Raw genomic sequence first — 24942 nt, 5'->3', positions numbered from 1 at the left:
ATCGGTAATCTGTGAGGTTTCAGTGAACGAAAAAGCCTCGCTGCATGAATGCAACCATTCGGACCCTCCGTGACTGAGCCTTGCCTGACATTTCTTGACCCGAAGGAATGGGAAAACTGGTTGACGCTAAACGGCCGCACCTCGACCGGGATATGGCTTCGCCTTGCCAAAAAGGGGGCCGGGCAGCCAACCTTGACCTACGAACAAGCGCTAGAAAGTGCCCTTTGTCATGGCTGGATCGACGGTCAAAAACAGACTGAAAGTGAAGAATACTGGTTGCAACGTTTCACTCGGCGCTCCGCAAAAAGTATCTGGTCCAGGCTCAACAAAGACCGGGCCGAAGCGCTGATCGCCGCAGGCAGAATGCTTCCTTCGGGCATGCAGGAAATCGATAAAGCCAAAGCGGATGGCCGCTGGGAGGCTGCCTATACGTCGGCCAGCAACTCGGTCGTGCCGGACGACCTGCAGGCCGCACTGGATGCCAATCCCAAGGCCAGCGCGTTCTTTGCGACGCTGAACGGCCGAAACCGCTACGCCATCCTGTTTCGGATACAGAATGCCAAAAAGCCCGCAACACGGGTGCGCAAGATCGAGGAGTTCATCGGCATGCTGAATCGCGGCGAAACCATTCATCCCTAGACCATGAAATTCATTCAACCGTCGCAATGCGCTCCTTTCCCCAATCATGGGGCGTAATCCAGGCGCCCGGCTTCCATCCTGAAACCGCCGGGTTTCTCGCCACAGACCTGCCTTCATTGAAGACTCCCACAACCCTCATAAATCGCAAGTCGATCGAAAGCATCAAGTTAGCTGAATCTGCGCACCCGCGGCACCAACGGCCTAAAGAAATCAACAACACCCGCCGTTATCCCGGTTAAGGCATTTATCGGGAATTTCCAGAGACCATGCAGATACAGTCCACTTCCTCGGTGACAGCGGCCGCGCTCGGGACGAACACGACCGGCGGCACGGCCACGTCTACGCCTGCCAGCACGAGCGCATCGACAACGGCGGCAACCACAACGACCGCTTCCGGCAGCACCTCGACCGGCGCGTCATCCAGCACCGCCTCGTCGTCCTCGGGCTCGACAACCTCCTCTACGTCCTCCGCGAAGTCGAGCAGCGGGGCAGGTGGTGGCGGTGGAGGCGGCGCATCCTCCTCCTCCAGTTCTTCGTCCACCAACGAGATCGATCAGTTGAAGGCGCTCATCCAGTCGCTCGAAGCGCAACTGGCCACGTTGAGCGGGAAGGCAAACTCATCGTCCGCAGCATCCGGTCAGGGCAGCACCGGCATCTACAGCGCAGACGGCACGACCACCGCGAGCACCCCAAGCGCCTCGGGCAGCGCAGCCAGTTCCGGTGTTACCGCCAGCAGCACCTCGGGCGCTTCCGCGTCCCAGGACAGCGGCGCCAACGAAATCAGCCAGATCGAATCGGAACTCGAAACAGCCCAATCCGAACTCGTTCAACTCATGCTCGCCAACGGCCAGACCACTGGCCTCGTCTCGACCACGGCCTGAGCGCCGGCGCCCGCTTCGGCATGGCGGTCGCCCAGACTTATCCGGGCGGCCGCAGATTTGCTTCAAAGAACGCGCGCACCGCGCTATCGAGCTGCTGGTGAAAGGCCACGCGATCGAAGCCGTTGGCATCGACGCAAATGTCCGGCGCGTCTTTCTTCAAGGCGTCGGAGCACGGCGCCAGAAAGGCAAAATGCGCCGCATTCCGCACAAGGTGGAATTCCGGTTTCTGCGGCAAGGCGTTAGCGAGCGCCGGGGCATTGCGAGGTTGCACGCCATCGCCGCCGAATTCCGAGGCCCAAAGCTGAATGGGCGCTTTCACGTTCTTCAGGTCGTCCGCGCTCGGGAATGCATTGAGCGGATCCGCAATGACAAAGGCTTTGATGCGCGGGTCATGCGTCATGGGCGTCGAGGGTAGGTCCCGGCGCGCAAGCTGCATGCAGATCGGCGCCGTGGGATCCACGCAAGGCACGTCGGCGTGCAGAAAATCCGGCTCGCCGCCGGCCAGCACCAGGCCCGTGTAGCCGCCGCGCGAAAAGCCGAAAAATCCAATGCGCTGCGCGTCGATTTTGCCTGCGTCGGGCGAGGCACTCAGCATGTAGTCGATCAGGCGCTTGATGTCCTCGGGCCGCTCCACGAACGCCGAATACTCGCCTGCATGACTCATGTCGGAGTAGGTGTCGCCGGGATGGTTGAGCGCCGCCACGACGAAGCCCGCATCCGCCAGCACTTCGGCCAGGTCGTGGTGGCCGAGATACGATCCGCCATGGCCGTGCGAAATGACGATCAGCGGGAGTTTTTCGCCTACGGTAGGACAATCGCGCCGCCCTTTGAGGATCGTCGGCCCGATCGGAAGTTCCTGCGCGGGCCCGGCGCACGGCGTCCACACCATGGCCTTGAGCGCCGGGCCATCGGCATCGGCTGGAACCTGGATGACCTTGATGCCCGCCGCGTGCGTGAGTGTCGCGGACAAGCCGAGCAGCACCGCCGATATCCATGCCTTCATAGAAACTCCCGAGTTGACGCTGCCGGTTTTCGCTCACCACGGAACCGACTATCGCAGGGTTTCGATACCGGCCAGGATAAGGTCGATACCCTCCAGGAATTGCTGCCGCTCGTCGTGGCCGGGCAACTGCGCCGCAACCCGCCGCACGAACGGATACTCCGCGGCGTCGAACTGTGCCCACTTCGATGCGACGGTCGCGAGAATGGCCGATCGATCGGGGTGTCGTGCTCGTGCGCGACGAGGCGGGCGCCGGTTTGGCGAACCCGGGCAGCCGGCACCCGGACACCGCACCCTTGAGCATCAAGATCAGGAAAGCGGCCCCGTGTAGCCATTGAAGGTGCACTCCTCGCCGAGTGCGTTCGTCGTGGTCCTGATCGTGATGACGTTCACGACGGGACACGTCACGTCCACCGAATCGACCACCTTGACGTGCCCGGAGTGTATGCCGAGCCCGGTCTGCACCGGCTGGGGCGGTTCGTTATGCGTTACCGTCGCAGTAACGGTTGTGACACCGCCGGCCAGCGGCTGATCGAGCCGTATGCCTACCAGCATGTGCGGCTTGCCGTCGTCGCCGGTGCTCTTCCCCACGGTCATCACTTTGCCGGTGGCATGCACGTCGTGCAGCGTCGATCGCTGGATCTGCTTGAGCAGCGCCGGATCGATCTGCGGCGCCTGTTGAGCCAGCACGCCGGTACTGAGTATCGAGCCCATTGAAACGGCAGCAACGAAGAGCTTGCGAAATTCTTTCACACGGTTCTCCCGGGGTTCGGTGTTGCGCTTTTCTTGAGGAAGGACTGCTTTTTTCGGCGCGACAGTGTACCGCGGTCGATCTGAAACCCCTTCGTCATGTGTCCGCGCTCTGATCGTCTAGAGTCGAAGCGGCAGTGCCGCAGCAAAGAACTGTGTCGCGCGGCGCACGCGCGCCGGCACGAACCGGCGCTTCGGCCAGATCAGGCTGACGTCCCGCGGTTCGTTCGTGAACGCTTCGAGCACCGTCATCACGTCCGGATGCCGGAGTTCCCCCACGAGCGAAGCACGATGGAACATGCCGATGCCCACGCCCGCCAGCACGCCGGCAAGTATCGTCTCGACGCTATTGGACGAAAGATTGCCATCATCGGGCTGGGCAAGATCGGCACGGCCATCGCCCAGGCGTTCGCCAGCAAGGGAATCGAAGTCGCCGTGGCGGGCCGGCGGCCGCTGAACGCGCTCGCGGCCCTTGCCGCGCAGATCGGCCCGTCGCTCGTTGCCCAGCGCATTGAGGAAGCGGTCAACGCCGATGTCGTTATTCTGGCCGTTCCCTTCGACGCTCACCGCGAGGTCGCACGGGCCGCAAAAAGCTGGCAGGGAAAGATCGTGGTGGACGCAACCAATGCGTTCGGCGTTCCCCTGGACGAACTGGGCGGCCTGCCTTCCACCGCCGTCTTGCCCGGGCACTGCCCGGTGCGAAGCTGGTGAAGGCCCTCAACCATCTGCCCGCGGGCGCACGTGGGGCCGGCTGATTTTTCAGGACCTGTCGAGCGAGGTCCGCAGGGCCGAGCAAGGTAATCGTCCCCGCCTGGCGCCTGGCCGAAGCGGCTTTCAGGAGAGTCGCTCGCCCGGCATCTTGTCCCGGCATCAACGCGCGATACGCTACACTTTCGCCGCAGCGGCGCAATTGCAGTGCGCTTTTGAATGCAATTCGCAGCCCGAATGTTTTCGTTTTGCTTTCACGCAACCGAACGCTTCCCATTTATCCGGATTCGCCCGCTCTCACGGCCCGCCCTCCATTCATGTTCAGCCCCATCGCGCTATTCGGGATTTTGATCGTCTCCTGCCTGATGAGCGTGGCCATCCTGGGTTCCCTGCATCGGGCCGCCGTGCCGGGCATCGGCCGCTGGAGCGTGGGCTATGCGCTGTTCGCGGTGGCTTCGTCGGCGGTCCTGCTGGCCGGCGATCAACCGCATCCGGTGGCGATCGTCGGCATTACCTTCATTGCATTCGTGGCCGTGCTGGTGCTCGTGCAGGGTACGCGCCAGTTTTTCGGCATGCGTCCCGTGCGGCATGCCGAGCTGGCGGCGGTCGCCCTCGCCTACGCTGCGGTGGTGTATTTCACGTGCGTGTCGCCCAGCAACGAGATGCGCGTCCTCCTTATCTCCGTAGCCATGGCCTACGGGCGGATCGCCGTGGGCACGCTGGTGCTGCGCCACTCGCCGCGAGAAGGCGCGCGCTATGCCAGCCGGTTCGTGACCGCTGCGGCCTACCTGGGCGCCGGCGTTCATGTCGCGCGCTTCGTCTCGGTTCTGTTCGGTGCCGTGCCGCCGGTCACCTATCTGCAGCCCTCGCCCTGGAACGTGTTGTTGCTCGGCGTGGCAATCGTTTCGTTCCCCTGCATGTCGATTGGCCTCGTGATGCTCGCTCACGACCGGATCGTCAAGAAGATGGAGCATCTGGCGACCATCGACGAATTGACCGGCGCGCTCATGCGCCGGGCGTTCATGGCGAAAGCAAACAGCCTGGTTTCGCATGCACTGCTCACGGGCAAGCCGCTCTCCATTGCCATTCTCGACATCGACAATTTCAAGGCCGTCAATGACGGCTTTGGCCACGCGATAGGCGACCGCACGCTCACGCGCGTCGCCTCGGTCGTGCTGGGCCAGTTGCGCCCGTGCGACCTGTTCGGGCGGCTGGGCGGCGAAGAGTTCGCGATCGTGTTCGTCAACGCGCGCAAGAACGAGGCTGCGGAATTGACGGACGCGCTGCGGCTTGCCGTCGAGCAATCGCCGGGCGACGGCCCGCGCTGCACGCTGAGCGCAGGGGTGGACCGGGTACTGCGGGACGACACGCTGGAGCGCGCGATGGCGCGCGCCGACGCGGCGCTCTACGCGGCAAAGGCGATGGGTCGTAACCGCGTGGTGACGGCGGCTGAGGGCGCACTGCGGGACGTCGCGTAACCGGGCCGGCCGGGCGCCGTGTTCGACGCCGCCATCTTGTTCACTTCCGGATTGTCGCGCACCATGCCGCCGCTGAAGTCGGTCGCGATAGCACCCGGTGCGACGACGTTGACCGCAATGCGGCGCGGTCCGAGTTCGAGGGCCATGTAGCGGGTCAGCGCCTCGACAGCGGCTTTTAGGGGTCCATAAGTTGCGTCTTCTCGAAGCCCGGCGTTTATTGCTGTCGCGTTCGGCCAGCGTCGAACAGACCGCCTTCGAACTGCGCCTCGGGGTCGGCAATCACCTGGAGATCGTCAGTACACCCAACCTGTCCAGTGCAAAAGACCGTGATCCCTAACCCTGACCTGCGGGCGCATAGCCTGCACGTTCGACGATAGCCTGCATGGTGGGCAAGACGATGACTTCCTGGTCTCAGCCCGCACGCAGCTCGCGCACCCCGCGCCCCAGCCTGCGGCGCAGCAGCGTGCGCAGCGTTGCGCCATCGGCATAGCCCACTTCGGCGGCAATGGCCTCGATATCCATCGAGCTCGTTTCGATGAGGTGCCGCGCGCGCTCCACCCGCCGGTCCTGGAAGTACGCGAGCGGCGACTTGCCGAGCACGGCCTCCGCGCGCCGCTGCAAAGTCCGCGGCGTCGTTGCCAGCGCCTCGGCCGCTTTTTGCAGCGAAAAGCCCGTGGCCAGATTCGCGCGCGTCCATCGCTCGAAGCGTTCGATCAGCGGGTCGCTGTGCGCGAGGTGATCGGGAATGATGTAGGGCGCCTGCGAGACGCGTCCATCCACCAGCATGTAGCGCGCCACCAGCGTCGCCAGTGCGGGGCTCGCCTGGCGGATCAGCCAGAGCACGAGATCCAGATGGCCCATGCCCGCGCCCGCCGTCACGAACGGGCCCGACGGCACGAGCATGCGGTCCTCGTCGAGATGCACCTGCGGATAGCGGCGGCGGAACAGCGGGCTCAGCCACCATGTGGTGGTGGCTTCCCGCCCGTCGAGCAGGCCCGATTCGGCGAGCAAAAAAGTACCGATGCAGGCAGCCGCGATGCGGGCGCCCTCCTCCTGCCAGCGGCGCAGTTGCGCACCGGCTTCGCGGACGGCGGGAAGTTCGAGACTCTGCACCAGCGCCTCCGGCGTGGCGGCGCTGATCGCGGGCATCACGACCCAGTCGGGCGCGGGCATGGCGCGCGCCTTCTTCGCCGCCACGTGCAGGCCGAGCGCCGTCGTGACGCGGGTTTTCAGGCCCGCCAGTTCGACTTCGAACGGCGGCGGCTCGCCGGGGCTCGGCGTGCCCGTAGCGGCGGACAGCGCGTTCGCCATCCCCAGCGCGTCGAGCACGACGGCCATGCCGGTATCGAACACGCCGTCGAGAGAAAAGACCAGAATGCGCATGGCGTAAACGACTCGAATAATGTCATTTACGATGCTACTGTGCGGAGCGGTTAAAGTCTATTCTGCGCTACGTACACTGAAAGGCAGGAGCCAACGATGTCTGAAGCAGCACACAAGAACCCCCTACGCGGGGCGCATCCGCTCGACGAGGTCGTGTGGAACGCGCTCGCCGGCCCGCTGCACCGCTTTGCTCTGGGGGACGAGCGGGCGCGGCGGCTGCCGTCGTCAATCGGCCCCTTTGCCGCCGTTGCCGATGCCGGTCCGGCTTCGTTCGACGCCTTGCGCGAACTGATCGGCACGCACGGCCCGGCCGCCCTGGTCACGGCCGGGGCGATCGCGCCGCCGGACAGCTTCACGGTCCTCAGGCAGGCGAAGCTGCTGCAAATGATCTGGCAAGGCACGCCCGATCCGGCGCACGCGTGGGAGCACACGCGGCTCGCGGCCGCCGATGTCCCCGAGATGCTCGCGCTCACCGCCGCAACCGAGCCCGGCCCGTTTGGCCCGCGCACGATCGAGCTCGGCGATTATCTTGGCGTACGCAAGGAAGGGAAGCTCGCCGCCATGGCGGGCGAGCGCATGCGTCTCGACGGCTATACGGAGATCAGCGCGGTGTGCGTGGACCCGGCTTTCAGGGGCCAGGGCCACGCAGCCGGCCTGATGAAACGGCTGATCGCGTCCATCGGCGCGCGGGGAGAAACGCCCTTCCTGCACGTGGTCACGTCGAATCAGGGGGCGATTGCGCTGTACCGGGCGCTCGGGTTCGTCGAGCGCCGCGAAATGAACCTGCTGGTGCTCGGCGGCGGCGAGGCCTGAGCCGCCGGCCGCCAGACCAGACCAGACCGGGCATCGTCAGGCGGCCGTCTCGCGCAAGCGGAACATGTTAACCACTTCGCGCAGCAGTTGCGCCTGTTCCTGCATCGACTGCGCCGCGGCGGCGGCCTCTTCCACCATCGCCGCGTTTTGCTGCGTGGTCTGATCCATCTGCGCAATCGCGACGTTGACCTGCTCGATGCCGCGGCTCTGCTCTTCGGACGCGGCCGAGATCTCGCTGATGATGTCGGTTACGCGCTTCACGGCGTCCACGAGCGACTGCATCGTGCCGCCCGCGTTTTCCACGAGATTCTTGCCCTCGCCCACGCGCGCCACCGAATCTTCGATCAGGCTCTTGATCTCCTTCGCAGCGTCCGCGCTGCGGCGCGCGAGATTGCGCACTTCGCCCGCCACCACGGCGAAGCCGCGCCCTTCTTCGCCGGCGCGCGCCGCTTCGACGGCCGCATTCAAGGCGAGGATATTGGTCTGAAACGCAATGCTCTCGATCACGGCGATGATATCGACGACGCGCGTGGAGCTCGCCGCAATATCCTGCATGGTCGTGACCACGCGCCCGACCACCGCGCCGCCCTCGCCCGCGAGTTGCGATGCGCTCAGGGCCATCTGGTTCGCCTTCAGCGCGTTGTCGGCGTTCTGCTTGACGGTGGCGGTGAGCTGCTCCATGCTCGCCGCCGTTTCGCCCAGCGAAGCGGCCTGCTCCTCGGTGCGGGCCGACAGGTCGAGATTGCCGGCCGCCATTTGTTCGGCGGCGACCGTGATGGTCTCGGTGCCGCCGCGAATGCGCCGGATCGCATCGGCCAGACGGCCCTGCATGCGCTGCATCGCAAACAGCATGCTCCGCTGGTCGTCCCCGGCAAGTGCGACGGCCTGCGAAAGATTGCCGTCCGCAATCGTCTCCGCCACCTGCGCGGCATAGGCCGGCTCGCCGCCCAGGCTGCGCTTCACGTTGCGGATGATGAGCACGAGCGCAATCGTGCTGAAGCTGCCGATCACGAGGATGGTGAGCAGATAGCGCAGCAGATTGGCGCGAAAAGCGGCATTGATGTCGTTCACGTACACGCCCGAAATCAGATACCAGTCCCACGCATCGAAGCGCTTGACGAAGCTGATTTTCGGCACGTGCTCGTTGTTGCCGGGCAAGCGCGCCATGTAATCGACGAAACCCTGGCCCTGCGCCTGCGCAAGCTTGACCATCTCGACGAAGAGCAGCTTGCCGTCGGTGTCGGCGTAGTGCGAAACGTCCTTGTTGCGCAGGTCGGCAAGCGTGGGATGCATGATGACCACGGGCGTAGCCGTCGTGATGATCATGTAGCCGTTGCCCGGGTAGCGCATGGCCGCGAGGCGCGCCATGGCCTGCTGCTTCGCCTCGTCGATCGTGAGCGTGTGCTGGTCGACGAGCTTCGCGTAGTCGGCCACGATGCCGTAGGCCGCCTCCACGACGTTCTGCACCGCGGCCTTGCGCTCCGAGAGCATGGTCGTGCGCGACTGCCACGCAGCCCAGCCGCCCAGGCCCAGCAGGCCGAGCCAGGTGATCAATAGTGCGAGCCACAGTTTGGTGTTCAAGCTCATCCGGTCCACGCCGTCTTCTCCATCGCCAGCCAGTGCCGTCCCGATTGCCGGGCCCCATGTTCGACCGCCCCCCTGCGATACCTGCGCGACGGTGGCGGTCCCCACTGGTTAACGGCGCGGCGGCGCATTCCCTGAGTGCGAAAATATTGGGGAAAGGCCGACCAGGGTTGGGCCGGGGACACGTGGCTGTCACGCGACTTTTATGGAACGCATGATGAAAGGCGGAAGGATTCAATCATCAGATGAATGACTGCGGACTCCGCCGCGGTATGCCGGCACTTCGGGTCACGCCACTTATTTATTCTGCAATCCAAAATAAAATCAGGGCAGGGCGATCTTCCTGCGCGGCGGCATCGCCGGCGCAGCCAGCCATTTCCGCGTAGCATCGCCCGTCATGGACCTGCTCGTTTTCAAACTCGTCGTCACCCCGCTCCTGCTGCTGGCCGCCACCCTCGCCAGTCGCCGCTGGGGCGAAACGATCGGCGGCCTGCTGGTCGGCCTGCCGCTCACGTCCGGGCCGATCTCCGTATTTCTCGCGCTCGAACACGGCCCGGCATTCGCCACGCAGGCCACCTCGGGATCGCTGGTCGCCACCGTGGCCCAGGCAGCCTTCTGTTTCGTCTATGGCCGGCTTGCGCCCCTCGGATGGCCACGCGCCCTCATCGGTGCGTGCGCAACGTTTGCGGGCGTGGCCGCCCTGCTGCAATGGAGCGCGCTCCAGCAAACCGGCCTCTTTCTCGTGGCAGTGCTGGCCATCGCGCTCGCGCTTGGCCTCATGCCCCGCAACCCGGCGCGGACCGCCGCCCTCGCGGCACCCTGGTGGGACCTGCCCGCCCGCATGGTGCTCATCGCCTGCCTCGTGGTGGGCGTGACGTTGATCGCCCCCTGGGTCGGGCCACGCGTGAGCGGCGTGCTCGCCTCCTTCCCGTTCATGGCGATCATTCTCGTGATCTTCGCGCATCGCATGGCCGGCCCCGCCGCTGCCCGGCAGGTCATGCGCGGCATGGTGGCGGGGCTGCTCAGCTTCGCCGCTTTCTTCTATGTGCTGAGCCTCGCGCTGCCCCGGATGAATATGCTCGGCGCATATGGCAGCGCGATGCTCTGTGCCCTGGCCCTGCAGGCACTATCGTTCTATCGGATGCACATTCCGGCGACGGACCCCGTAGAATAGATATGAACTTTTCCTTTCCATTGCCGTAAACGTAGAGATCCTGACGTTTATCCGGAGCGCGCCGATGACACCCGCCGAAGACACCACCACGCACGCTACCCCGCTCACGCCCGAGGCGCTGCCGCCAGGCCAGCCGCTCGCCTGGCCCGTGATCGATCGCGACGGCACCTTGCTGCTCGATCGCGGCGTTATCCTCGTGAACGAAGCGGAACGCAATTTCCTCTTCGAACATTTCGTCCCCCATCGCGGCGACCAGCAAGTGCCCGATGCGCCGCAGGAAGAAGCCGGCGCGGGGGGCGCGCAAGCGTTCGCGTCCGTCCGCGACATGCATCTCACGCTGGGCGCGCTCATGGGCCTGCGCGCGCAGATGGGCGGCAGCAGCGGCCCGATGCATCCCTGCCGCCTGATTGGTTTCGCACCCAACGAAATACTGTTCGTCACGCCGCCCCATGTCGAAGGCCGCATGGTCCCGCTCATGCCGGGCGAGAACGTCGATATCGTGGCGATTGCGAGCCAGGCGGTGTTCCGCTTCGTCTGCTCCGTGGAGGCGATCTGCCAGTCGCCGGTCGAATACCTCGTGCTCTCGAAGCCCGGCGCGATCCGCCGGCTGCGCGAGCGCAAGTCGATCCGCGTGCGTGCGCGCATTCCGGTGCGCTACGGGCTTGGTGAGAACGGCGCGGGCTACGAGGGCATTGCGCTCGCGCGCGGCATCAGCGCGCTCGGGCTCTCCATTTCGGCGGCCTGGGCCGTGGGCCAGGTGGGCGAGCGCCTGCGCATTGCGTTCAATCTGCGCTCGGGCGATGTGGAGACCGCCATCGAAACCAGCGCCGTGATCCGCAACGTGCAGCATGAGGGCGGTCAGGATTCCCCCGCTACGCTCGGGCTCGAACTCGACCGGCTCAGCGCCACCGAGCAGATGGCGATGAAGGTCTATGTGTTCGACCGCCAGGACGACGTGCTCTACTGGACAGGCTCAGAACGCTGACGCCCCGGTAGCGAGGAGCGCATGAGCGTCGATGCATTGCGCATCCCAGGCCTCGGCTAACGCTGCGCAGCGGCCGAGGCGCACGGTTGCCGTTTCGAAATCGACCACGGTAACGTGATCCGCATGACGCGGGCGCGCAGGCCACTGCGTGCTGCGACCGTCGGTGAGCAGCCACACATGGCGGTGCCGGGCCGTGTCCCGGCGTGCGGAGGACTGAAGCACGCGCGCCGCCGCTTCCATGCCGGCCGCGAGCGGCGTACCGCCGCCCGCGCCGATGGGCGCAAGCCAGCGTTCGTTCCACCAGCGCGGCACCGCCGGGCCAAAACGCAATTCGGCGCGCGTGCCGCCGAAGGCAATCAGCGCCACTTCCACGCGGTCGTTGCGCGCGCGGTCGAAGAGCGCGGCGAGCAGGCCCTTGGCCAGCGCAAGCTGCCCGCGGGCCAGCATCGAAGCCGAACAGTCCAGCACGAAGCAGTGCAGCGCCCCCGTGCCGGTTTTGCGCCGCGCGTAGCGCAGATGATCGGCGCGCAGGTGCTCGCCCTGTTTGGCCGCAAGCGTGGGCAGCCACGCAATGCGCGCGCCCTTGCCGCCGTCGCGTGCCGCCCGGCCCGGACCATCACGCCGCCGGGCGCCGCCCTGTACGAAGGCGGCGGCCCTTGCCCGACGGGTCAGCGTTTTTTTGAAGGCAGCGGGATCACACCCTTCACGCTCGTCGCCGCGACCAGCTCCGGTGCAAGCTCGCCCCAATCGGTTTCCGCACTGGTCTCTACCTGGGAGTGCGAATGTGTTTCATGCGTGGGAGCGTGCCCCGCATCCGCCGCGTTCTGCGGCGCAGGCGCCGGATCCGCCCGGCGCCGGTGCGCGAGCACGGCTTCGGCTACGCGGTCCACATGCGCCACGCTCACCTCGCCGGCCCCTTCGAATGCGGCCAGCGCACGGGCGGCGCGCAGCATCACGATATCGGCACGCAGGCCATCCACGGCGGCTTCGATGCATAGCGCCGCCACGCGCTCATGCACGGCGTCGCCGGCCACGAGGGAGTTCACACGCTCGCGCGCGGCGCGCAGCCGCCCTGCGAGCCCGCGCTGCGCCGCTTCATGCGCGGCGCAAAACGCCTGCGGATCGGCGTCGAAGGCCAGCCGCGCCTTGACGATCTGCTGCCGCTCGCGCGCATCGTAGGCGTTGTGAAGCTCGACCATCAGGCCGAACCGGTCGAGCAGTTGCGGACGCAACTCGCCCTCCTCGGGATTCATCGTGCCCACCAGAACGAAGCGCGCATCGTGCGTATGCGAAATGCCATCGCGCTCGATGGTATTGCTGCCGCTTGCCGCGGCATCGAGCAGCATGTCCACCAGCGCGTCCGGCAGCAGATTCACTTCATCGACGTAAAGCACCCCGCGGTGCGCTTTCGCGAGCAGCCCGGGCGAGAAGCGCACGGCACTCTCGCGCAGCGCCGCTTCCAGATCGAGCGAGCCCACCAGCTTTTCTTCGCTTGCGGAAAGCGGCAGCGTCACGAACGCGCCATCGGGCAGCAACGCCGCCAGCGCGCGGGCTGCCGTGGATTTCGCCGTGCCGCGCGGGCCGCTCACGAGCACGCCGCCAATGGCCGGATCGACAGCCGCGAGCAGCAGTGCCTGCTGCAACGGTGTCTGCCCCACCAGCGCGGTAAAAGGAAACGCAGGGCGCGGCGCCGCTTCGTTCATGGTCCTGATCCTTCGAGTCTCTGCCCCGCTTCGAGCAGGCGTTGTTCGAGTTGAGCGCGCTGCTCGCCCGGCTGCTGCCACAGTCCGCGCTGGATCGCCTCAAGCAGGCGCTCGCAGATGGCATGCAGCGCGTGCGGATTATGCCGTTCGAGGAAAGCGCGCGTGGCGTCGTCGTGAACGTAGGCGGCGGCGACGAGCGCGTACTGATGGTCGCCCACCACGCGCGCCGTCGCGTCGTAGCCGAACAGGTAATCGACGGTCGCCGCCATCTCCGCCGCGCCCTTGTAGCCGTGGCGCTTCACGCCGTCGATCCACTTCGGGTTCGCCACGCGCGAGCGGATCACGCGTGCGATCTCTTCGCCAAGCGGACGGATGGCCGGCGCAGCCGGGTTGCTGTGGTCGGCGTGATACAGGGTGGGCTGCGCGCGCGAGAAGTGCCGCGCCGCTGCGGCCATGCCGCCCTGGAACTGGTAGTAGTCGTTCGAGTCGAGCACGTCGTGCTCGCGATTGTCCTGGTTCTGCAGCACGACATCGATGGCCGCAAGGCGTGCGCCGAATGCCGCGCGTGCCTCGTCGCCCGCGCTGTTCTGCGCGTAGGCGTAGCCGCCCCAGGCCTGGTAGGCTTCGGCAAGATCGGCGTCGGTCTGCCACTGGCGCTGGTCGATCAGGTCCTGCAAGCCTGCACCGTAGTGGCCGGGGCGCGCGCTGAATACGCGCCAGCCCGCGCGGCGGCGGGCCTCGGCGGCATCGGCGCCACGTTCGACGAGCGCATCGCGTTCGCGCAGCACGCGCTCGCGCAGCAGGTTCTGATGCGGCGGCTCGTCGAGGTCCGCCACGGCCTGGACCGCCGCGTCGAAGAGATGCATGACGTTCGGAAACGCGTCGCGAAAGAAGCCCGAAACGCGCAGCGTCACGTCGATGCGCGGCCGGTCGAGCGCCTCGATCGGCATGATTTCGAAGTCGATCACGCGCTGGCTGCCCGCCGCCCACTTCGGCCGCACGCCGAGCAGCGCGAGTGCCTGGGCGATGTCGTCGCCGCCCGTGCGCATGGTGGCCGTGCCCCAGACCGAAAGCCCCACGGCGCGCGGATAGTCGCCATGGTCCTGCAGATGCCGCTCGATCAACTGCTGCGCCGACTTCATGCCGAGCGACCAGGCCGCCTGGGTCGGCACCGCGCGCGTATCGACCGAGTAGAAGTTGCGGCCCGTGGGCAGCACGTCGGGGCGGCCGCGCGAGGGCGAACCGCTGGGACCGGGCGGCACGAAGCGGCCTTCGAGCGCGCGGCGGAACTGGCGCAGCTCTTCTTCGCCGCAGGCGTCGAGGCGCGGCAGCACGTCGTCGCGCAGGCGCCCGAGCACTTTCGCCGCGTGGGGCATTGAGGCGTCGCCGTCTACGGCATATCCTTCGCACACCCTGGCAACCAGCGAGCCGGCCAGCGCCTCCAGGCGCTCGCGCGTGTCGCCTGCATGACGCCAGGGCGCATCGCTCACGGCATCGAGCATGGCCGGGCGCGGTCCCGTCCACGGCGCAGCCCAATCGGCGGTGGCGGCATCGAGCAGATGATCGATGCGGAAATCGCGCGCAAGCGCGTCGATCAGCCCCGCGTTGGCGCCCTGCCCGTCGCCATAGGGATAGCGGCCCAGCGCGAGCAGCGTGTCGCGCCGCTGCGTGCCTTGCGGCGAGATGCCGAAGGTATGCAGGCCGTCGCGAATCTGCGCTTCCTTCAGTTCGCACAGATACGCATCGGCGCGCGTGAGCAACGCGTCTTCCGTCGCTTCGTCCCGCGGCGCCGGCATGCTCAGTTCCTCGTGCAGCCGGTGCTCGACAATCGTCTCCAGGATGGTCCGGCGCAGCAGCTTCGCGCGGCGCGGATCGACCATCAATGCTTCGTAGTACTCTTCAACCTGCCGTTCGAGATCCTGAAGCGGGCCATAGTTTTCGGCGCGCGTGAGCGGCGGCATCAGGTGATCGATAATCACGGCCTGTGCGCGGCGCTTCGCCTGGCTGCCTTCGCCGGGGTCGTTCACGATGAACGGATAGAGATGCGGCAGCGGGCCGAGCGCCATGTCGGGCCAGCAGGTGTCGGCGAGCGCAACGCTCTTGCCGGGCAGCCATTCAAGGTTGCCGTGCTTGCCGACGTGCGCGATTGCGTCGATGCCGAAGGTCCCGCGCAGCCAGAAGTAGAACGCGAGGTACGCGTGAGGCGGCACGAGTTCGGCGTCGTGATAGTTCGCGTAGGTGTTGTCGCCGCGCGAGCGTGACGGCTGGATGCCCACGAACACCTGGCCGCAGCGCCAGCCCGCGATCATGAAGCGGCCGCGGCGCACCATGGGGTCCTGCTCCGGCGCGCCCCAGCGCGCGATGAGCGCGTTCTGCGCGGCGGCGGGCAGTTGCGAGAACGCGCGCCGGTAGTCGTCGAGCGCGAGGCTCTGCCACGCGGGCCGCAACTCGCGCGTATCCGGGTCGTTGGTCACGCCGCCGGTCAGCCGCACCATCAGGGCTTCGCCGTCGTCGGGCAAGTCGCTTACGCGGTAGCCTTCGTCGCGCAGCATCCGCAGGATGCCCACCACCGAGGCCGGTGTATCGAGCCCCACGCCGTTGCCGATGCGCCCTTCGCTCATCGGATAGTTTGCGAGCACGAGCGCGAGTTTCTTCTGCGCGTTCGGCAAGCTGCGCAAGCGGCACCAGCGGCGACTCAGTTCGGCCACGAAGGCCACGCGCTCCGCATCGGGCTGATAGCGCACGACATCGACCTGAGTGGCCTTGCAGTGATACGCGAGCCCCTTGAAGCTGATCGCGCGCGTAATCACGCGGCCGTCCACTTCGGGCAGCGCGACGTGCATGGCGATATCGCGCGAATTGAGGCCGTGGTTGTCCTTCAGCCAGTCTTCGCGGTTGCCGCCGCTGAGAATCACCTGGAGCACCGGCGCGTCGCCCGCCAGCGCGAGCGGCGCGGGGTCGTCGAATGACGAAGCTGCGAAGGCCGTCGTGTTCAGCACGAGCGCGACGTTGTGCGCGGCGCAAAGGCGGTCGATGACGTCGCGGCTCAACGCGTCCTTCAGCGACGTGACGGCGAGCGGCAGCGGATTGATGCCGCGCTCGATCAGCGCTTCGATCAGCGCGTCGAAGGCCGCCGTATTGGCGGCCTGCAGATGCGCCTTGTAGAACAGCAGCGCGACCACGGGCGCCGCGGGCTGCCAGCGCGCGCGCCAGTCGTCGATCGTGGCGATGTCGCGCGACGGGTGATAGAGCGCGGCGGCGGGCAGCGCCACGGGCGGCGCCGGTTCGCTGCCCCACGCGAACGCGCGCCACGCGAGCGCGCGCAGAAAGCCCTCGGCATTCGCCGCGCCGCCTTCGCGCAGATAGCGCCACAGCAGGCGGCAGAATTCGGGCTCGACGCGGCTCTTTGCCGTGAGATTCGGGTCCTCCTGCAGATCGCCGGAGAACATCGCGAGCATCTGGTTGCGGCGCTCGGCCAGCGCCACCACCTGCTCGATGCCGTACGGCCAGTACGCCTCGCCGCCCAGATGATCGACCACGACCACGCGCGCATGCTGGAGCACGTCATCGACATAGAAGTCCACCGAGGCCGGCTGGCGCAGATACGTCACGTTCGCGAGCCGCACGCTCGGGAAGCCGGCGGGCAGGCGCGGCACGACGCTCGCGAGCAGGGCGAGCGTCGTATCGGCGGAACTGAGAATGACAATCTCGGCGGGCTGCTGATCGATGCGGATCACGCCGGCGGTGTCGTCGACGAAACCACCGGGCGTGGTGCGCAAGAGATGCATGGCGGGTAGCGGCGGGAGCGCTAGTGCGCGGGCGCGGCCATCAGGCCAGCGCGGAAGGCGCGAGCGCCGCTTCGAACGCGCGCTGCAGCGTCGCGGCGTCGAGATCCTCGCCGATCAGCACGAAGCGGCTCGCGAGCGGTTGCGCGGCGGCTTCCTGCGCGTTCCAGCGGCGGTCGAAATAACTGTCGAAGCGCCGGCCCACGCCCTGCACGACGAGGCGCATCGGTGCGCCCGGCAGCGCCGCGAAACCCTTCACGCGATAGATCGTGTGGGTATCCACGAGCCGTTGCAGCGCGTCGATCGCGCCTTCGCGCGAGGCAACCTGCGCCGTCACGACCACCGAATCGAATTCGTCGTGGTGATGGTCGGGGTCGTCCGCCGAGCCGTGATGATCGTGGCGCAGATGGATGCTTTCCTCCGAGGCCGATTCGAGCCCGAGCAGCGTGTGCAGGTCGAGCTTGCCGTGCTGCGCGCGCACGATCTTCACCTGCGGCGGCAGTTCTTCGCGCAGTTCTTCGATGAGCGCGTCCTGCGCGGCCGTGTCGATCAGATCGGTCTTGTTGAGGATCACGAGATCCGCGGACGCAAGCTGGTCTTCGAACAGTTCGTGCAGCGGCGACTCGTGATCGAGATTCGGATCGGCCCTGCGCTGTTCGTCCACGGCCTGCGGGTTCTCCGCGAACTGGCCGCTTGCCGCGGCGGGGCCGTCCACCACCGTCACCACCGCATCGACCGTGAAGGCGTTGCGGATCGACGGCCAGTTGAACGCCTGCACGAGCGGCTTGGGCAGCGCGAGGCCCGAGGTTTCGATCAGGATGTGATCGATTTCGCCGCGGCGTTCGAGCAGTTGCTCCATCACCGGGAAGAACTCTTCCTGCACGGTGCAGCACAAACACCCATTGGCGAGTTCGTAAAGCTGGCCTGCCTGTTCGTTGCCCGCTTCGTCGCAGCCGATACCGCAGCCGCGCAGGATTTCGCCGTCGATGCCGAGTTCGCCGAACTCGTTGACGATCACCGCAACGCGCAAACCGCCCGCGTGCTGGAGAATGTGACGCAGCAGCGTGGTCTTGCCGCTGCCGAGAAAACCCGTGACGATGGTGACGGGGATCTTGCGCATTTGCATGAGGTGCTCCTTCGGCGCGAGGGGCCGCGCACGTGTAGGCCGGGCCGGACGGCAGTGCCCGGCACGGACGCGAGCCCGGCAGCACGCATGGACAATCGTGGAATGGGCGCCGCATCCCCGCAGCGCGCATCCTTCGTATCTGGCCGGTATCCGGACTGACGAAGCCCCGCCTCGCCTTCCCGCGCGGCGGTCCGGCAGGACCGGCCGCACAGTGGCATGCGTCGAAGCGGGGTGCATCGCCCGACCGGACGATCGGAGCCATGCGTTCGTTGTACCGTTGCGGGTGCAGTTCAGGTTGGCCATGCCGCAGGCGGGAATGGCTCCCTGATTCCCGTTTAACTGCGCGCGCAAGGAACGCGCACGCGAGCACCAGAGTGCGTGCGAGTGTAGGCGTGGGCCGCAAGCGCGTCAAGGAACGGCCCCGCGTCGCGCTTTGCGGTTGCTACGCCGTTGCTGTGCCGTTGCTTTGCGGTTGTTTACCCCTGGCGCGCTGCGCCTCTGCTCGAACGCGAAAAGCCGTGTGCTATCGTATGCCCGCATCCGCGGCGCCAGGCGCGAACCCGCGCCGCCTCGCCCGTTGCTGCCTCCCCACGCGCTCACCGTGAATTCCGCTCCGTCCGCAAGCCAGCCCCGTGTTTCGTCGCCGCTGTCCGGGTCGTCCGGGTCGACCGATTCGTCAGGCTCGACCGGGGAGGCGCCGCTCGTGCTCGGCATAGGCTGCCGCCGTGGCGTGACGCTCGCGCAGATCGAACGTGCCGTGCAGGCCGCGCTCGACGGCACGCCGCTCGCGCGCGTGACGGCCGTGGGGACGCTCGACGCCAAGGCGAACGAGCCGGCCCTGCGCCAGTTCTGCGCCGCGCACGGCTTGCCGCTTCATGCGTACGCGCGCGATGCGCTCGCCGCCGCGCCGCTGCAAAGCGCACCATCGGCTGCGGCGCGCGCGCAGTTCGGCGTGGACGGCGTCTGCGAACCGTGCGCACGCCTCGCCGCCGGCGCAGGCCCGCTGTGGCGCGGCAAGCTCGCGCTCGACGGCGTGACAGTCGCCATCGCGCTGCGGCACCCGGAGCCCAACGCGGCAATCCACGCGGCACGCTGATATCGCCACACGGGCAGCGCATCCCACCCGCTTCACGAAACTTCACCACTCACCAGGCCATGAAAACCGATCCCGATTCGCACCAGCGCATGACGCAACGCCGCCGTGAAGGCCACGAGAAAAAACAGGCTGCCGCCACCGTCGAAAAGGGCCTGCTGATCGTGAACACCGGCAACGGCAAGGGCAAGAGCACGGCGGCGTTCGGCATGGCCGTGCGCGTGCTGGGCCACGGCATGAAGCTTGGCGTCGTGCAGTTCATCAAGGGCGCGCTGCACACGGCCGAACGCGATTTCCTGAGCACCGTCGCGCACTGCGACTTCGTGACGATGGGCGACGGCTATACCTGGAACACCCAGAACCGCGACGCCGATATCGCCACCGCGCGCAAGGGCTGGGACGCGGCGAAGCGCATGATCGAAAGCGGCGAGTACGGCATGGTGATCCTCGACGAACTGAACACGGTGCTCAAGTACGAGTACCTCGGCCTCGACGAAGTGCTGGCCGTGCTCGCCGCACGCGGCCCGCAGCAGCACGTGGTCGTGACGGGGCGCCACGCGCCCGACGCGCTGATCGAAGCCGCCGACCTCGTGACCGAAATGCGGCTCGTGAAGCATCCGTACCGCGAGCAAGGCGTGAAAGCGCAAAAGGGCGTGGAGTTCTAGGCCGATGGTTGCGTGTCCCGCGCTCTTCATCAGCGCACCCGCTTCTGGCCAAGGCAAGACCACGCTCACCGCGGGTCTCGCGCGCCTGCATCGACGGGCGGGACGGCGCGTGCGCGTGTTCAAGACCGGCCCCGACTTTCTCGACCCGATGATCCTCGCGCAGGCGAGCGGCGCGCCGGTCCTCTCGCTCGACCTGTGGATGGTGGGCGAAGACGGCTGCCGCACGCTGCTCGCGCAGGCCGCGCAGGAAGCCGATGTGATCCTGATCGAAGGGGTGATGGGCCTCTATGACGGCACGCCCAGCAGCGCCGATCTGGCGGTCACGTTCGGTGTGCCGGTGGCTGCGGCAATCTCGGCGAAAGCGATGGCGCAGACCTTCGGCGCGCTCGCGTTCGGGCTCGCGCGCTTTCGGCCCGAGGTGCCGTTTCATGGCGTGCTGGCCAACCGCGTGGGCTCGGCACGGCATGCACAAATGCTGCAGGAAGCGTTGCCGGACGACCTCCGCTGGCTCGGCCACGTGGCCAGCGACGCGCTGCTTGAATTGCCCGGCCGCCATCTCGGGCTGCACCAGGCGAGCGAGATCGCCGATCTCGACGCACGCATCGAACGCGCGGCCGACGCGCTGCTGCACACCGCGCTCGCCGATCTGCCGCCGCCCGTGGAGTTCGCGCCTGGGCGCGAGGCGCTCCCGCTGCCCCGCCTGCTCGACGGCAAGCGCATCGCCATTGCGCGCGACGCGGCCTTCTCGTTCATCTATCCGGCGAACGTGGCGCTGCTCGAAGCGCTGGGCGCACGCGTCACGTACTTTTCTCCGCTCGCCAACGAAGCGCCCGCCCATGCCGACGCGATCTATCTGCCCGGCGGCTACCCCGAACTCCATGCGGCAGCGCTCGCGCGCAACGCGCACAGCGCTGCCGCCATGCGCGCGCACGTGCAAGCCGGCAAGCCGCTCGTCGCCGAATGCGGCGGCATGCTCTGGCTGCTCGATGCGCTGACCGACACCGCCGGCACACGCACCCCCATGCTCGGCCTGCTGCCCGGCGAAGCCGTCATGCAAAAGCGCTTCGCGGCGCTCGGCATGCAACGGCTGACCGGCGCGCACGGCACGCTCACGGGCCACACGTTCCACTATTCGCGCGTGAGCACGCCGCTCGCGCCCGCGCTCGTCGCGCGCCACGCACAAACCGACGCCCCCGGCGAACCGCTCTACCGCCACGGGCCGGTTGTCGCGAGCTATCTGCACGCCTACTGGCCCTCCAACCCCGCTTTCACGGCCGCACTCTTCCATGGCACAGCCTTTTGACGAAGCCGAACGCGCGGCGGTTTACCGCGCGATCTACGAACGGCGCGACATGCGGCACTTCGTGCCCGGCCCCGTCGATCCCGCCACGCTCGCGCGCCTGCTCGATGCCGCGCATCACGCGCCGAGCGTGGGCTTCATGCAGCCGTGGCGCATCCTGCGCATCACCGACACGACGTTGCGCGAGCAACTACACGCGGCGGTGGAACGCGAGCGTCTCGCCACCGCCGATGCGTTGGGCCAACGGCACGACGAGTTCATGAAGCTGAAGGTGGAAGGCATGCGCGAATGCGGCGAACTGCTGGTGGTCGCGCTGATGGACCGCCGCGAGCCGCACGTCTTTGGCCGGCGCACGCTGCCGGAGATGGACCTGGCTTCGGTGGCCTGCGCGATCCAGAACATGTGGCTCGCGGCCCGCGCGGAAGGGCTGGGCATGGGCTGGGTATCGATCTTCGACGTGGACGAGGTGCACGCTCTCCTCGCCATGCCGCCGGGCGCGAAGCCCGTGGCGATCCTGTGTCTCGGCCAGGTTGCCGCGTTCTATCCGCAGCCGATGCTGGAAATGGAGGCGTGGGCGAAGCGTCGCGCGCTGGGCGAGTGTCTCTACGAAAACCGCTGGCCGCAGGCGCCCGAAGGGGAAACGCCGCCGCCCGGCGCCTGAGGGCCGGTCACTGCGCCGGCGCGACGGCTTTTACGGAGACCACTTCGGGCATCGCGCCCGTTGTCGCCGCGCTATCCCCGGCCGTTCCTCCCGTTTGGCCGGCGGCGCGCAACTTCACGCGCCATTGCGGCGCGCCCGCATAGGGCAGCCGGGCCAGCGCGCCCGCCACGAGATACGGCAGCGCCGCTTGTGCGTCGGCGTCGCGGTCGCGCTTCACGACGCTCACGCGGTACGCCTCGGCGCCCTCGGGCAACGCGAAAAAGCGCAGCGTGAGCGTGTGAACATAGGGCCGCCCGAACCACGGAAACGAAGCGCCAGCCGGCGCCGCGCACGCGTCCTTGCAATCGCTCGTCGCGACGGTCACCTCGGCCGGGCGCGTGGACCACGCCGCCGAGACGAGGTAGGCCGCCGCTTTGGGCTGCCCTTCCACGAAGCCGCGCTTCGCGAGACCATCGCGCAGCAAGGTTTCGTAGGGCGGGTTGACCCCTGCCTCGGCCTGCACCGGCGTGGGCGCGAAACGATAGGCCACGGTGCGCTGACCCGCGTCGGGCAACGCGCCGCGCGCGTCCACCTCGGCCGTCACGCCCGCGCAGCCGGCGAGCGCGGCTAGCATCAGAAAAGTGCAGATCGTCAACGGGATCTTCACGGGAAACTCCATCGGTCTTGCTGCCGGCCGTCTTCGACGGCTCGCGGGATCAGGGGGGCAGCGCTCAAGGGCCGGCGGCCGATATGGGCGACATGTGGGCGACATATAGGCAACGTCGGCGACATGGGCAGCCCGCACGGGCGGCCGGCGGAAATCAGGCCGGCGCGTCGAGCGCCGGCAGCGACAAGGTCAGCGTAGTGCCCCGGCCGGGCTCGCTCGCGACCTCGACGTCGCCGCCATGACGCGTCACGACGGTCTTCACGAAGGCCATGCCCAGCCCCACCCCGGCCACTTCGGGCCGCTGCCCGGCATGAAAGCGCCGGAACGGCTCGAACAGCTTCGCCTGGTCGGCCGGGTCGATGCCGTAGCCTTCGTCGCGTATCGAGCAGACCACGTGCTGGGCCGTCGGCGCCGCGCCCCCGATAGTACAGACAATTCGGGTATCGGGTGGGCTGTATTTGACCGCGTTGTTCAGAATGTTCACGAGCGCCCGCGTCATGAGCGAGCGGTCGGCGTTGATCCAGCCCGCCTCGTCGTCTTCGAACACGGTTTCGATCTGGATGTGCTTCGCGCGTGCCTGCGGCCAGACTTCGTCGCTCGCGTCGATCACGAGCTCGGCCAGGCTCGTCGGCTCGAGCGCATAGACCTGCGATTCGGCGCGCGCCAGTTGCACGAAGTCGTCCGCGAGCGTGAGCGCGCGCCGCGCGTAGCGCTCGATCCGGTCCATCACGTCGCGCACGGGGGCCGTGTCGAGCGTGCCGCGCTCGCGCTCGGTCTCCACCAGCGCGACGATCGACGCCTGCGGCGAGCGCATGTCGTGCGAGAGGAGCCGCAGCGCGCTCTCGCGCTGGCGTTCGGCGTCGTGCAGCGCGGTCACGTCCACGAGGCCCGCGATCCAGCCCACCGCCTGCCCCTGGGCGTTCGTGCAGCGCGCGTAGCGCAGCAGGTAGTCGCTGCCGTCGCCCGCGCGCACTTCGAGGCCGCGCGCCATGAGCGCGGCGTACTCGTCGCGCGCCGGGTCGAGCGGCGCGGGCCAGTGCGCGTGGGCGAAGGTCGCCGCCTCGGGGCTCGGGTCGATCGGCTTGACGAGCGCGAAGCCGCCGAACACCTCCGCCATCGCCCGCCCTTCGGCCACGTCGATGCCGAGCCGCGCGAACGACTCGCGCGCCGCATGGTTGGCGATCAGCACGAAGCCGCGCAGGTCGGCAACGAGAATCGGCTCCGGCACCGAATCGAGGCTGTCCCACACGAAGCGGCGCATGTCCTGCAGCCGCTGGGCGGCCTGCGCCATCAGCGCCATCTGCTGCGCGAGCGCATCGCCCCCGTACTCGCGGCGCGAATGGGGCGCTTCGGGCAGCAGATAGGGTTCGTCGGCCAACTGGCGCAGCTCCTTGCGCAGATACGCCATCGTCATTTCGAGGCGCCGCCAGCTCCAGACCGGATACACCACCAGCAGCACGACGACGGCGGGCACGGGGCTCAGCCACACGCGCGCGCCGTATAGAAGCGCGGCGCTCGCGACGAACGACGCCGCGCCGAGCACCGCCGAAAGCAGCAGCGCCCGCCACGGCGAGAGCACCAGAAAACCCGCCAGCACCAGTGCGAGCGGCACGAGCGTGGCCAGCACGCGCGAGACCGTGGAAGCGGGTTCGATGGCGGTGCCGGAGAACAGCGTGTCGAGGATGCTGGCGTGGATATAGACGCCCGGCAGCGGCCCGAGCGTGCCCGAAAGCGGCGTGGCGAAACGGTCGTAGAGGCCGGAGGCCGTCACGCCCACCAGCACCACGTGCCCGCGCAGCACGTCGGGCGGCACGCGGCCTTCCAGCACGTCGTCGAACGAGACCTTGCGGTAAGTCTGCGCGGACGCGCTGAACGGAATCAGAAAGCGCGCCTCGCTGCCGGGAGCGCCCGCGCGCGTCAGGTCGGGGCCGTGCATGTTCCCCGGCGCACCGCCCGCGAGCGCGATCTGACCGCGGCGCACCGCACGCCAGACCGGCACCATGAGTTGCGGCCAGCGCTGGTGCGCGTCGCCTTCGAAGAGCGCGACGCTGCGCACGATGCCGTCGTCGTCGACTTCGAGATTGATGTGGCCGAGGCCCGCCACCGCTTTCGCAAGCGGCGCGACGGGCAGCACGGCTGTGCGGTTGCCGGCTTCGTCCGCGGGCGTGAGCAGGATCGGCAGGTAGGCGGGCAGCGCGGCGAGCGCCTGCGCAAAACGTGCGTCGTCGCCGGAAGGCTCGGTGAAGAGCACGTCGTACACCACCGCCGCCGCGCCCGCTTTCGCAAGCTGATCGACGAGCCGCGCGTGGACGCTGCGCGGCCAGGGCCAGCGCCCGAGCGCGGCCACGCTCGCATTGTCGATCTCGACGATCACGATGTCGGGCGAGACCGGATGCGTGCGCGCCGCGAGGAAGCGGTCGTAGACGAGATGATCGGCGCCCGAGGTCCAGTGCCAGACGACCGTCAGCAGCACGAGCACGAGGCCCGCGCAGCCCACGCCCACCCATTCGTACAGGAAGCGGCGCCCAACCGAGAGGCCAAGGCGCAGACGCGGCTTGACGCTCATCC

Annotated in this window: 24 protein-coding genes, 1 pseudogene and 1 riboswitch; of the genes and pseudogenes, 12 read left to right on the top strand and 13 right to left on the bottom strand. The window is 67.6% G+C overall.

Going from position 1 to position 24942, the window contains the following annotated elements:
- The first annotated feature begins 69 nt into the window (after positions 1-69).
- Positions 70-639: a YdeI/OmpD-associated family protein gene (locus BFE01S_RS01825; protein WP_028224118.1), complete on the top strand. Its 570-nt coding sequence runs from the start codon at positions 70-72 to the stop codon at positions 637-639.
- 244 nt (positions 640-883) lie between these two features.
- Here BFE01S_RS01825 and BFE01S_RS01820 read toward each other — a convergent pair whose 3' ends face one another.
- Complete coding sequence (locus tag BFE01S_RS01820; protein ID WP_028224117.1) at positions 884-1180, bottom strand: hypothetical protein; 297 nt, start codon at positions 1178-1180, stop codon at positions 884-886.
- Positions 1181-1196: 16 nt separating this feature from the next.
- Between BFE01S_RS01820 and BFE01S_RS01815 the strand changes: the two genes are divergently transcribed.
- Positions 1197-1520, top strand: a complete 324-nt coding sequence (locus tag BFE01S_RS01815; protein WP_028224116.1) for a hypothetical protein — start codon at positions 1197-1199, stop codon at positions 1518-1520.
- Positions 1521-1557: 37 nt separating this feature from the next.
- On the opposite strand, the gene BFE01S_RS01810 is transcribed toward BFE01S_RS01815, so the two are convergent.
- The 3 genes from BFE01S_RS01810 to BFE01S_RS45410 form a co-directional block, all read right to left on the bottom strand.
- Entirely contained in the window at positions 1558-2523 is a 966-nt protein-coding gene (locus tag BFE01S_RS01810; RefSeq protein WP_028224115.1) for an alpha/beta hydrolase family protein, read from the bottom strand.
- Between the two features lie 306 nt (positions 2524-2829).
- Positions 2830-3273 carry a hypothetical protein gene (locus BFE01S_RS01800; protein WP_028224114.1) on the bottom strand — a complete coding sequence of 148 codons (444 nt, stop codon included), beginning with the start codon at positions 3271-3273 and terminating at the stop codon, positions 2830-2832.
- 117 nt (positions 3274-3390) lie between these two features.
- Complete coding sequence (locus BFE01S_RS45410; protein ID WP_407668171.1) at positions 3391-3594, bottom strand: type 2 periplasmic-binding domain-containing protein; 204 nt, start codon at positions 3592-3594, stop codon at positions 3391-3393.
- On the opposite strand from BFE01S_RS45410, the gene BFE01S_RS37040 reads away from it, so the two are divergent.
- Together BFE01S_RS37040 and BFE01S_RS01785 are read left to right on the top strand one after the other, a co-directional pair.
- Positions 3562-3981 (top strand): NAD(P)-binding domain-containing protein, encoded by a 420-nt coding sequence (locus BFE01S_RS37040; RefSeq protein WP_052420759.1) that lies wholly within the window; start codon positions 3562-3564, stop codon positions 3979-3981. The two genes, BFE01S_RS45410 and BFE01S_RS37040, sit on opposite strands and share 33 nt — an antisense overlap.
- A gap of 314 nt (positions 3982-4295) precedes the next feature.
- Positions 4296-5456 carry a GGDEF domain-containing protein gene (locus BFE01S_RS01785; protein WP_028224113.1) on the top strand — a complete coding sequence of 387 codons (1161 nt, stop codon included), beginning with the start codon at positions 4296-4298 and terminating at the stop codon, positions 5454-5456.
- On the opposite strand, the pseudogene BFE01S_RS42440 reads toward BFE01S_RS01785, so the two are convergent.
- Positions 5456-5644 (bottom strand): annotated as a pseudogene (locus BFE01S_RS42440) (SDR family oxidoreductase); the annotation flags it as partial. The gene BFE01S_RS01785 and the pseudogene BFE01S_RS42440 sit on opposite strands and share 1 nt — an antisense overlap.
- Before the next feature lie 2 nt (positions 5645-5646).
- On the opposite strand from BFE01S_RS42440, the gene BFE01S_RS43835 reads away from it, so the two are divergent.
- Positions 5647-5793 (top strand): hypothetical protein, encoded by a 147-nt coding sequence (locus BFE01S_RS43835; RefSeq protein ID WP_156966867.1) that lies wholly within the window; start codon positions 5647-5649, stop codon positions 5791-5793.
- A gap of 74 nt (positions 5794-5867) precedes the next feature.
- Here the strand turns inward: BFE01S_RS43835 and BFE01S_RS01780 are convergent, their stop codons facing one another.
- Complete coding sequence (locus BFE01S_RS01780; protein ID WP_028224112.1) at positions 5868-6839, bottom strand: GlxA family transcriptional regulator; 972 nt, start codon at positions 6837-6839, stop codon at positions 5868-5870.
- Positions 6840-6935: 96 nt separating this feature from the next.
- Here BFE01S_RS01780 and BFE01S_RS01775 point away from each other — a divergent pair, with 96 nt between their 5' ends.
- The gene (locus BFE01S_RS01775; protein WP_028224111.1) at positions 6936-7652 is read left to right on the top strand and encodes a GNAT family N-acetyltransferase; all 717 of its coding nucleotides are present in this window, start codon (positions 6936-6938) and stop codon (positions 7650-7652) included.
- Between the two features lie 36 nt (positions 7653-7688).
- On the opposite strand, the gene BFE01S_RS01770 is transcribed toward BFE01S_RS01775, so the two are convergent.
- Positions 7689-9248 carry a methyl-accepting chemotaxis protein gene (locus BFE01S_RS01770; protein ID WP_028224110.1) on the bottom strand — a complete coding sequence of 520 codons (1560 nt, stop codon included), beginning with the start codon at positions 9246-9248 and terminating at the stop codon, positions 7689-7691.
- A gap of 385 nt (positions 9249-9633) precedes the next feature.
- On the opposite strand from BFE01S_RS01770, the gene BFE01S_RS01765 reads away from it, so the two are divergent.
- Both BFE01S_RS01765 and BFE01S_RS01760 read left to right on the top strand, forming a co-directional pair.
- Positions 9634-10410 carry a hypothetical protein gene (locus tag BFE01S_RS01765; RefSeq protein ID WP_028224109.1) on the top strand — a complete coding sequence of 259 codons (777 nt, stop codon included), beginning with the start codon at positions 9634-9636 and terminating at the stop codon, positions 10408-10410.
- Positions 10411-10474: 64 nt separating this feature from the next.
- On the top strand, positions 10475-11395 hold the full coding sequence (locus BFE01S_RS01760; protein WP_028224108.1) for a flagellar brake protein: 921 nt from the start codon (positions 10475-10477) through the stop codon (positions 11393-11395).
- Here the strand turns inward: BFE01S_RS01760 and BFE01S_RS01755 are convergent.
- From BFE01S_RS01755 to cobW, 4 genes are all read right to left on the bottom strand, one after another.
- Positions 11384-11968 (bottom strand): vWA domain-containing protein, encoded by a 585-nt coding sequence (locus BFE01S_RS01755; RefSeq protein ID WP_042337073.1) that lies wholly within the window; start codon positions 11966-11968, stop codon positions 11384-11386. The genes BFE01S_RS01760 and BFE01S_RS01755 overlap by 12 nt on opposite strands.
- Before the next feature lie 95 nt (positions 11969-12063).
- Positions 12064-13098 carry an ATP-binding protein gene (locus BFE01S_RS01750; RefSeq protein WP_028224106.1) on the bottom strand — a complete coding sequence of 345 codons (1035 nt, stop codon included), beginning with the start codon at positions 13096-13098 and terminating at the stop codon, positions 12064-12066.
- Positions 13095-16886 (bottom strand): cobaltochelatase subunit CobN, encoded by a 3792-nt coding sequence (gene cobN, locus BFE01S_RS01745; protein ID WP_028224105.1) that lies wholly within the window; start codon positions 16884-16886, stop codon positions 13095-13097. The genes BFE01S_RS01750 and cobN overlap by 4 nt, the downstream gene beginning before the upstream one ends.
- Positions 16887-16926: 40 nt before the next feature.
- On the bottom strand, positions 16927-18003 hold the full coding sequence (gene cobW, locus BFE01S_RS01740) for a cobalamin biosynthesis protein CobW (RefSeq protein ID WP_281177387.1): 1077 nt from the start codon (positions 18001-18003) through the stop codon (positions 16927-16929).
- Between the two features lie 130 nt (positions 18004-18133).
- Positions 18134-18398: riboswitch (cobalamin riboswitch) on the bottom strand.
- Between the two features lie 212 nt (positions 18399-18610).
- Between cobW and BFE01S_RS37035 the strand changes: the two genes are divergently transcribed.
- Genes BFE01S_RS37035 through bluB form a run of 4 tightly spaced genes read left to right on the top strand, consistent with a single transcriptional unit; the run spans position 18611 to position 21728 of the window.
- A complete protein-coding gene (locus tag BFE01S_RS37035) occupies positions 18611-19105 on the top strand; it encodes a cobalamin biosynthesis protein (protein WP_245621004.1) in 495 nt (164 codons plus the stop codon).
- A gap of 59 nt (positions 19106-19164) precedes the next feature.
- Positions 19165-19767 (top strand): cob(I)yrinic acid a,c-diamide adenosyltransferase, encoded by a 603-nt coding sequence (gene cobO / locus BFE01S_RS01730; protein WP_028224103.1) that lies wholly within the window; start codon positions 19165-19167, stop codon positions 19765-19767.
- 4 nt (positions 19768-19771) lie between these two features.
- On the top strand, positions 19772-21070 hold the full coding sequence (locus BFE01S_RS01725) for a cobyrinate a,c-diamide synthase (RefSeq protein WP_028224102.1): 1299 nt from the start codon (positions 19772-19774) through the stop codon (positions 21068-21070).
- On the top strand, positions 21054-21728 hold the full coding sequence (gene bluB / locus BFE01S_RS01720; RefSeq protein WP_028224101.1) for a 5,6-dimethylbenzimidazole synthase: 675 nt from the start codon (positions 21054-21056) through the stop codon (positions 21726-21728). The genes BFE01S_RS01725 and bluB overlap by 17 nt, the downstream gene beginning before the upstream one ends.
- A 7-nt stretch (positions 21729-21735) precedes the next feature.
- On the opposite strand, the gene BFE01S_RS37030 is transcribed toward bluB, so the two are convergent.
- Both BFE01S_RS37030 and BFE01S_RS01710 read right to left on the bottom strand, forming a co-directional pair.
- The gene (locus BFE01S_RS37030) at positions 21736-22374 is read right to left on the bottom strand and encodes a DUF4136 domain-containing protein (RefSeq protein ID WP_169742584.1); all 639 of its coding nucleotides are present in this window, start codon (positions 22372-22374) and stop codon (positions 21736-21738) included.
- 154 nt (positions 22375-22528) lie between these two features.
- Complete coding sequence (locus tag BFE01S_RS01710; protein ID WP_042336970.1) at positions 22529-24940, bottom strand: CHASE2 domain-containing protein; 2412 nt, start codon at positions 24938-24940, stop codon at positions 22529-22531.
- Between the last annotated feature and the right edge of the window lie 2 nt (positions 24941-24942).

Origin of the sequence: Paraburkholderia ferrariae NBRC 106233 (assembly GCF_000685035.1) — a bacterium.
GTDB classification, from domain to species: domain Bacteria; phylum Pseudomonadota; class Gammaproteobacteria; order Burkholderiales; family Burkholderiaceae; genus Paraburkholderia; species Paraburkholderia ferrariae.
This window is presented reverse-complemented; position numbering and strand designations above follow the sequence as displayed.

Excerpts from the sequence above, each read along its gene's own strand:
- BFE01S_RS01810 (WP_028224115.1), bottom strand. The coding sequence starts at position 2,523 with ATGAAGGCATGGATATCGGCGGTGCTGCTCGGCTTGTCCGCGACACTC.
- BFE01S_RS37040 (WP_052420759.1), top strand. The coding sequence starts at position 3,562 with ATGGAACATGCCGATGCCCACGCCCGCCAGCACGCCGGCAAGTATCGT.
- BFE01S_RS01785 (WP_028224113.1), top strand. The coding sequence starts at position 4,296 with ATGTTCAGCCCCATCGCGCTATTCGGGATTTTGATCGTCTCCTGCCTG.
- BFE01S_RS01780 (WP_028224112.1), bottom strand. The coding sequence starts at position 6,839 with ATGCGCATTCTGGTCTTTTCTCTCGACGGCGTGTTCGATACCGGCATG.
- BFE01S_RS01775 (WP_028224111.1), top strand. The coding sequence starts at position 6,936 with ATGTCTGAAGCAGCACACAAGAACCCCCTACGCGGGGCGCATCCGCTC.
- BFE01S_RS01765 (WP_028224109.1), top strand. The coding sequence starts at position 9,634 with ATGGACCTGCTCGTTTTCAAACTCGTCGTCACCCCGCTCCTGCTGCTG.
- BFE01S_RS01760 (WP_028224108.1), top strand. The coding sequence starts at position 10,475 with ATGACACCCGCCGAAGACACCACCACGCACGCTACCCCGCTCACGCCC.
- BFE01S_RS01750 (WP_028224106.1), bottom strand. The coding sequence starts at position 13,098 with ATGAACGAAGCGGCGCCGCGCCCTGCGTTTCCTTTTACCGCGCTGGTG.
- cobN (WP_028224105.1), bottom strand. The coding sequence starts at position 16,886 with ATGCATCTCTTGCGCACCACGCCCGGTGGTTTCGTCGACGACACCGCC.
- cobW (WP_281177387.1), bottom strand. The coding sequence starts at position 18,003 with ATGCGCAAGATCCCCGTCACCATCGTCACGGGTTTTCTCGGCAGCGGC.
- cobO (WP_028224103.1), top strand. The coding sequence starts at position 19,165 with ATGAAAACCGATCCCGATTCGCACCAGCGCATGACGCAACGCCGCCGT.
- BFE01S_RS01725 (WP_028224102.1), top strand. The coding sequence starts at position 19,772 with ATGGTTGCGTGTCCCGCGCTCTTCATCAGCGCACCCGCTTCTGGCCAA.
- bluB (WP_028224101.1), top strand. The coding sequence starts at position 21,054 with ATGGCACAGCCTTTTGACGAAGCCGAACGCGCGGCGGTTTACCGCGCG.
- BFE01S_RS01710 (WP_042336970.1), bottom strand. The coding sequence starts at position 24,940 with ATGAGCGTCAAGCCGCGTCTGCGCCTTGGCCTCTCGGTTGGGCGCCGC.